Genomic DNA, 5,960 nt, shown 5'->3' with positions numbered 1-5,960 from the left:
GCAAGCCTGCTTGCAGTACTGCCTAAATAAAAAGTGAAAATTGCTTTTTAATTTTCACAGAATCTGCTATAATTGTCCCAGAAGTTAGCTGATTGTGTTAACTTAAGTAATTACAGAGGACTGTGAAAATATATGATAGTAGAAACCAATAGCAGGGAAGAAACCTTTGAATTTGGGAAAAGCCTGGGAGAACAGGCGAAAAAGGGAGAGGTATATTGCTTATCGGGAGACTTGGGAACAGGAAAGACGGTCTTTACCCAGGGCTTTGCCAGAGGACTTGAAATAACGGAGCCGGTAAACAGTCCGACCTTTACCATAGTATCCGAATATGAGGAAGGCAGACTCCCCTTGTATCATTTTGATGTGTACCGTATTGAAGATATTGAAGAGATGGAGGAAATCGGCTACGAAGATTACTTCTATAGAGAAGGCGTTTGCCTCATAGAATGGGCAGAGCTGATAAAAGAACTGCTTCCTGAAACCTGCGTATCCATCACCATAGAAAAGAACACAGCAAAAGGCTTTGATTACCGTAAGATCACAGTAACGAACGGAGAGCTTAAAGATATTTAGCAAAGGAGTTAGGTTAATATGAAGATATTAGCACTGGACAGTTCCGGACTTGTTGCTTCTGCGGCTGTGGTAACAGAGGATAAAGTACTGGCTGAATTTACTGTCAACAATAAGAAGACCCATTCACAGACCCTTTTACCAATGGTAGATGAGGTGCTTAAAATAATTGACATGGATATAAAAGACATGGATGCAATTGCCGTTGCTGGGGGACCGGGTTCCTTTACCGGACTTCGAATCGGTGCTTCAACTGCCAAGGGTCTGGCCCTGGTTTGTAATATACCCATAGTAAATATACCTACGGTAGATTCCCTGGCCTATAATTTATATGGAACGGATAAATTGCTCTGCCCTATGATGGATGCCAGAAGAAATCAGGTATATACCGGATTATATGAATGGAGAGAAGGAAAATTTCACGTACTTCTTCCTCAGTTTGCAGCAGAAGTAGAAGAATTGGCAGAAAAGCTAAATGAGTATAACAGGGAAGTCATTTTCTTAGGGGATGGGGTGGAAGCTCAGCTTCAAAAGTTTGTTCCCTTACTTAAGGTTCCTTACCTGACAGCTCCGATACATCTTTCCAAACAGAGGGCAGCAGTCCTTGGAGCCCTGGGGATAGAATATTATAAGGCGGGAATTACGGAAGATGCCGACACCTTTGAACCTGTGTACTTAAGAATGTCCCAGGCTGAAAGGGAAAGGGCCGAGAAATTGGAAAGTCAGACCTGATAAAAGCATATAACAGCAGATAAGACCTGAGAGAAACAATCTAAGACTTTTAAGTGTTTTTCTCAGGTCCCTTTCGTAATGAGAAGTGTGAAAGAAAAACGCTTTCACACTCCATTATCTATGGCAGTACCGCAGAACAGTCTGCGGTATGCGATGGGAGCAAGATAGAAAAGGAGTGATAAAGATGCTAATTCGGCAGATGAGGGAAGAAGATATGGAGCAGGTATACTCAATTGAGAGCAGCTCCTTTTCAAGACCCTGGAGCAAAGACTCCTTCCTAAGCTCCTTAAAAAGTCCGAATAATCTCTATCTGGTAGCAGAAGAAAAGGGAACCATCCTTGGTTACTGCGGGGTATGGGGTATTGTTGGAGAAGGAGAAATAACCAATGTTGCCGTCCACAGGGACTTTCGAAAACAAGGGGTGGGGGAAGCCATGCTAAGGGAGCTGCTAAGGCAGGCAAAAGAAAAGGAAATAACAGCCTTTACACTGGAGGTTCGGCTAAGCAATCAGTCTGCGATTCACCTCTACCGCAAGCTGGGCTTTGCCGCTACGGCAGTAAGAAAGAATTATTACGAAGCACCAACAGAGGATGCATTGATTATGTGGTTGTAATTCCCACTGTAAATTTTCTGGATTTCACGTTATAATAGAAACAAGAAGGCGGACAAGTTGGCGGGAGGAATGACATGAATAAGGTTAAGCAGGCACCAATCATCAGGCATGATATATATTGTAACGTTTGCGGAAAAAAAATTTTAGTTGAACAGGGTATAATGAAAGAAGATGTATTTGAAGCAGCGAAAGAGTGGGGATATTTTTCAAAATACGACCTGGAGGTTCATAAATTCAATATTTGTGAAGAATGCTATGACAGGTTGATATCATCCTTTAAAATACCCATTCAGAAGATTCGTAAAAGAGAAGCGTTATAAAATGGCAGGCAGGCAAACCGGAAGAAAAGGGTTTGCCTGCTTTTTTTTCAGCGTTATTTTAAGGGCAGGTAATCCCACGGCAGCCCGTAAGGGCTTGATTACTGAAAAAGGTTGTGGTACTATTTAGAAAATGCTGTATTGTAACGTAAGTTGATCAGAGAGAATAACTGTAAAAATGATATGCAGTAAAGTGAGGAAGATTCATGTTAGATGTTTGTTTACTTGGAACCAGCGGAATGATGCCCTTACCCAACAGGTGGCTGACGGCATTGATGACCAGATACAACGGTTCCAGTCTTTTAATAGACTGTGGAGAAGGAACCCAGATAGCAATTAAAGAAAAGGGGTGGAGCTTTCATCCGATAGATGTAATATGCTTTACCCATTACCATGGAGATCATATCAGCGGCTTGCCCGGCTTATTACTGACCATGGGAAATGCCGACCGTACGGAGCCCATTACCATGATAGGACCCAAGGGCCTGGAAAGAGTAGTAAATGCACTCCGTGTCATTGCACCGGAACTGCCCTTTGATATTAAATTTATAGAAATCAACGGTGCGGCAGAGGAATTTCATATAAACGGTTATGTGATACAGGCATTTAAGGTAAATCATAACGTTATATGCTATGGCTATAATGTCCTGATAGAGAGAGGCGGAAGATTTTATACCGAGAAGGCCTTAGAGAATGGAGTCCCTCAAAAATATTGGAACAGGCTGCAAAAAGGTGAGACGATAGAAGCTGAGGGAAGGATATTGACGCCCGAACTGGTATTAGGACCGAAAAGAAAAGGAATTAAGCTTACCTATTGTACGGATACAAGGCCCATTCCCTTCATCAGTGAGAATGCGAAAGATGCTGATTTATTCATTTGCGAGGGCATGTACGGAGAGAAGGATAAGGACAATAAGGCAGCGGAGCATAAGCACATGACCTTTTATGATGCGGCAAGATTGGCAAAGGCAGCAGAGGTGAAGGAACTGTGGCTTACTCATTACAGCCCCTCCCTGATAAGGCCGGAGGAATATATGGCTGATACCCGTGCTATCTTTTCCAATGCCAAAGCCGGCACCGATAAGAAAAGCGTAACATTGGAATTTGACCCGAATGAATAGAATATTCAGTTATACATGTTAAGTCAAAGCATATAAAATGTGCCCTGTAAAAGAGGCAGCAAGAACGGAATAGAAAGGAATTGCTTTTAAACGCAATCGTTAAAGAAATGGATAAGGATATACTGATTCTGGCGATAGAATCCTCCTGTGATGAAACGGCGGCAGCTGTTGTAAAGAACGGCAGGTTCGTACTATCCAATGTGATATCATCCCAGATAGCACTTCATACCCTCTATGGAGGAGTTGTACCGGAGATAGCGTCCAGAAAACACATAGAAAAAATAAACCAGGTAATTAAAGAGGCATTAAAAGAAGCAGAGGTTTCATTGGAAGAAATCGATGCCATTGGTGTAACCTATGGACCGGGCCTTGTAGGTGCCTTATTGGTAGGAGTGGCTGAGGCAAAGGCTATCAGCTATGCGGCAAAGAAGCCTTTGGTAGGCGTGCACCACATAGAAGGGCATGTATCGGCCAATTTCATAGAGCATAAGGAGCTGGAGCCTCCCTTTTTGTGTCTGATTGTATCGGGAGGCCATACTCATCTGGTTGTCGTGCAGGATTACGGGAAATATGAAATTATCGGAAGGACTCATGATGATGCGGCCGGAGAAGCCTTTGACAAGGTAGCAAGAGCTATTGGGCTCGGATATCCGGGAGGTCCCAAGATAGACAAGCTTGCCAGGGAAGGTAATAAGTATGCCATAAGCTTCCCAAGGGCTCATATTGCGGATGCTCCCTATGATTTTAGTTTCAGCGGGGTAAAATCTGCCGTATTAAACCATTTAAATTCCTGTGAGATGAAGAAAGAAGAGATAAACAGGGCGGATATTGCAGCCTCCTTTCAGGAAGCTGTGGTTGATGCTCTTGTTACGAAGACCCTAATGGCAGCAAATGATCTAAAGCTGTCCAAGGTAGCGATGGCAGGAGGCGTTGCGGCAAATTCTGCTTTAAGAGAAGCAATGGAAGCAGGGTGTAAGCAAAGAGGAATAACCCTGTATTACCCCTCTCCCATATTGTGTACCGATAATGCAGCTATGATAGGAGCGGCAGCCTATTATGAATTCTTAAGGGGAACAAGGCATGGCCTGGACTTAAATGCCATCCCAAATTTAAAAATTGGTCAGAGATAATATACCAGAGGAGCGCAGTCTGTTCTTTGGGTTGTCGCAGTTTGAAGCAAATGACAAGGGAAAGCAAAAGGGGAAAAGGAGACAAAAATGCCGCATGAGAAAATAAGCGCCATCCTGTTAGCCGGAGGCAGTGGCAAAAGAATGCAGTCAGATATTCCCAAGCAATATATGCTTTTAGGGGAGAAGCCTGTTTTATGCTATTCTCTCGCAGCCTTTGACCAAAGCAGGGTAGATGAGATTATTCTGGTGGCAAACAAGAATGACATGGAATATCTGAATGATAAAATCCTAAAGCAATATCCGGCAGAAAAGCCAGTGCATCTGGTTCCGGGAGGCGAGGAAAGATATTATTCGGTCTATAATGGTTTAAGAAGAGCAGCTGATTCTGACTATGTTCTGATTCACGATGGAGCAAGGCCCTTTATAACAGCTGAAATGATAGAGAGAGTAATAGCATCTTTAAAAGAGCACCCTGCCTGTGCAGTAGGTGTTCCAGTTAAAGATACAATTAAAATTGTAGACACAACAAAAACAATTATTGAAACGCCGGACCGCAATATGGTCTGGGCAGTTCAGACACCCCAGGCCTTTTCCTGCCCATTGATTTTACGTGCCTATGACATGCTCATGGAAGACTTGAAGAAAGAACCGCAAGCTAAGAAAACACCGGTAACGGATGATACTATGGTACTGGAATATTCTTTACATTATCCGGTTAAAATGATAATGGGAAGCTACAGTAATATAAAAATTACAACACCGGAAGATATGCTGATGGGAGAGGCCCTGCTGCATAGGGAAAATTGAAAATTCAGTATAAATTTTTAAAAAATTGAAACAAATGATACAAAAAAACAAAAAAATACGGTGAAAAGTGCTTGACATGCTTCGCAAGTTTTGCTATACTGTTCAAGCAATGTTCGGAGAGGTGTCCGAGTGGTTTAAGGAGCCGGTCTTGAAAACCGGTGATTCCGAAAGGGACCGTGGGTTCGAATCCCACCTTCTCCGCTGATAAGATTTCCTATTATAAGAGAATCTTTATCTGCGCAATAATATATCTGTTTATACAATCAGCCATTATGGAGAAGTACCCAAGCGGCTGAAGGGGCTCCCCTGGAAAGGGAGTAGGTCGTTAATAGCGGCGCGAGGGTTCAAATCCCTCCTTCTCCGTTGGTTTTACCAATGAAAACAGCTACTGAAAAATAAATAAAAAAAGTGGTTGACAACCTCTTGCAAGTGTGATAAGATAGTCGAGCTGGTGCAAAACACCGCCGCCTGACACAAGAGGAAAAGCGGATAAAACCTAGCAAAAATAGAAAATGAACCTTGATAACTGAACAGTGAAACAACCCTGAAATTTTCTTTAAAATTTCATTTAAGGATTTAAGAAATCATGACTTTGTTCCTATTACATAAGAGCAAAAATTGATAGTAAGAAATCTTTAATAAAAGAACAGTATCAGAAATGATACAACCT

General features: G+C 42.4%; 8 protein-coding genes and 2 tRNA genes. All 10 read left to right on the top strand.

Going from position 1 to position 5,960, the window contains the following annotated elements; all coding sequences use genetic code 11:
• The first annotated feature begins 132 nt into the window (after positions 1-132).
• The 10 genes from tsaE to BUB77_RS28815 all read left to right on the top strand — a co-directional run bounded on the left by tsaE (position 133) and on the right by BUB77_RS28815 (position 5,653).
• On the top strand, positions 133-573 hold the full coding sequence (tsaE, locus tag BUB77_RS28855) for a tRNA (adenosine(37)-N6)-threonylcarbamoyltransferase complex ATPase subunit type 1 TsaE (protein WP_073280618.1): 441 nt from the start codon (positions 133-135) through the stop codon (positions 571-573).
• Between the two features lie 18 nt (positions 574-591).
• Positions 592-1,302, top strand: a complete 711-nt coding sequence (gene tsaB / locus BUB77_RS28850; protein ID WP_073280617.1) for a tRNA (adenosine(37)-N6)-threonylcarbamoyltransferase complex dimerization subunit type 1 TsaB — start codon at positions 592-594, stop codon at positions 1,300-1,302.
• A 184-nt stretch (positions 1,303-1,486) separates the two neighbouring features.
• Positions 1,487-1,915 carry a ribosomal protein S18-alanine N-acetyltransferase gene (gene rimI, locus BUB77_RS28845; protein WP_073280616.1) on the top strand — a complete coding sequence of 143 codons (429 nt, stop codon included), beginning with the start codon at positions 1,487-1,489 and terminating at the stop codon, positions 1,913-1,915.
• A 74-nt stretch (positions 1,916-1,989) separates the two neighbouring features.
• A complete protein-coding gene (locus tag BUB77_RS28840) occupies positions 1,990-2,235 on the top strand; it encodes a hypothetical protein (RefSeq protein WP_073280615.1) in 246 nt (81 codons plus the stop codon).
• A 1-nt stretch (position 2,236) separates the two neighbouring features.
• The gene (locus tag BUB77_RS30780) at positions 2,237-2,362 is read left to right on the top strand and encodes a hypothetical protein (RefSeq protein WP_278277765.1); all 126 of its coding nucleotides are present in this window, start codon (positions 2,237-2,239) and stop codon (positions 2,360-2,362) included.
• Between the two features lie 76 nt (positions 2,363-2,438).
• Positions 2,439-3,353 (top strand): ribonuclease Z, encoded by a 915-nt coding sequence (locus BUB77_RS28835; RefSeq protein ID WP_073280614.1) that lies wholly within the window; start codon positions 2,439-2,441, stop codon positions 3,351-3,353.
• Positions 3,354-3,460: 107 nt separating this feature from the next.
• Positions 3,461-4,483, top strand: coding sequence for a tRNA (adenosine(37)-N6)-threonylcarbamoyltransferase complex transferase subunit TsaD (tsaD, locus tag BUB77_RS28830; RefSeq protein WP_073280619.1), 1,023 nt, complete (start codon positions 3,461-3,463; stop codon positions 4,481-4,483).
• Between the two features lie 87 nt (positions 4,484-4,570).
• The gene (gene ispD / locus BUB77_RS28825; RefSeq protein WP_073280613.1) at positions 4,571-5,290 is read left to right on the top strand and encodes a 2-C-methyl-D-erythritol 4-phosphate cytidylyltransferase; all 720 of its coding nucleotides are present in this window, start codon (positions 4,571-4,573) and stop codon (positions 5,288-5,290) included.
• Between the two features lie 115 nt (positions 5,291-5,405).
• Positions 5,406-5,491 (top strand) — tRNA-Ser (locus tag BUB77_RS28820).
• 73 nt (positions 5,492-5,564) lie between these two features.
• Positions 5,565-5,653 (top strand) — tRNA-Ser (locus tag BUB77_RS28815).
• Positions 5,654-5,960 lie beyond the last annotated feature (307 nt).

This window comes from Anaerocolumna jejuensis DSM 15929, assembly GCF_900142215.1.
Classification (GTDB): Bacteria; Bacillota; Clostridia; order Lachnospirales; family Lachnospiraceae; genus Anaerocolumna; species Anaerocolumna jejuensis.
The sequence above is the reverse complement of the archived record's forward strand: the minus strand, read 5'-3'. Positions and strand labels throughout refer to the sequence as shown.

What these genes read in the sequence shown, in the direction of transcription:
- tsaE (WP_073280618.1), top strand. Translation starts at nt 133, where the DNA reads ATGATAGTAGAAACCAATAGCAGGGAAGAAACCTTTGAATTTGGGAAA.
- tsaB (WP_073280617.1), top strand. Translation starts at nt 592, where the DNA reads ATGAAGATATTAGCACTGGACAGTTCCGGACTTGTTGCTTCTGCGGCT.
- rimI (WP_073280616.1), top strand. Translation starts at nt 1,487, where the DNA reads ATGCTAATTCGGCAGATGAGGGAAGAAGATATGGAGCAGGTATACTCA.
- BUB77_RS28840 (WP_073280615.1), top strand. Translation starts at nt 1,990, where the DNA reads ATGAATAAGGTTAAGCAGGCACCAATCATCAGGCATGATATATATTGT.
- BUB77_RS30780 (WP_278277765.1), top strand. Translation starts at nt 2,237, where the DNA reads ATGGCAGGCAGGCAAACCGGAAGAAAAGGGTTTGCCTGCTTTTTTTTC.
- BUB77_RS28835 (WP_073280614.1), top strand. Translation starts at nt 2,439, where the DNA reads ATGTTAGATGTTTGTTTACTTGGAACCAGCGGAATGATGCCCTTACCC.
- tsaD (WP_073280619.1), top strand. Translation starts at nt 3,461, where the DNA reads ATGGATAAGGATATACTGATTCTGGCGATAGAATCCTCCTGTGATGAA.
- ispD (WP_073280613.1), top strand. Translation starts at nt 4,571, where the DNA reads ATGCCGCATGAGAAAATAAGCGCCATCCTGTTAGCCGGAGGCAGTGGC.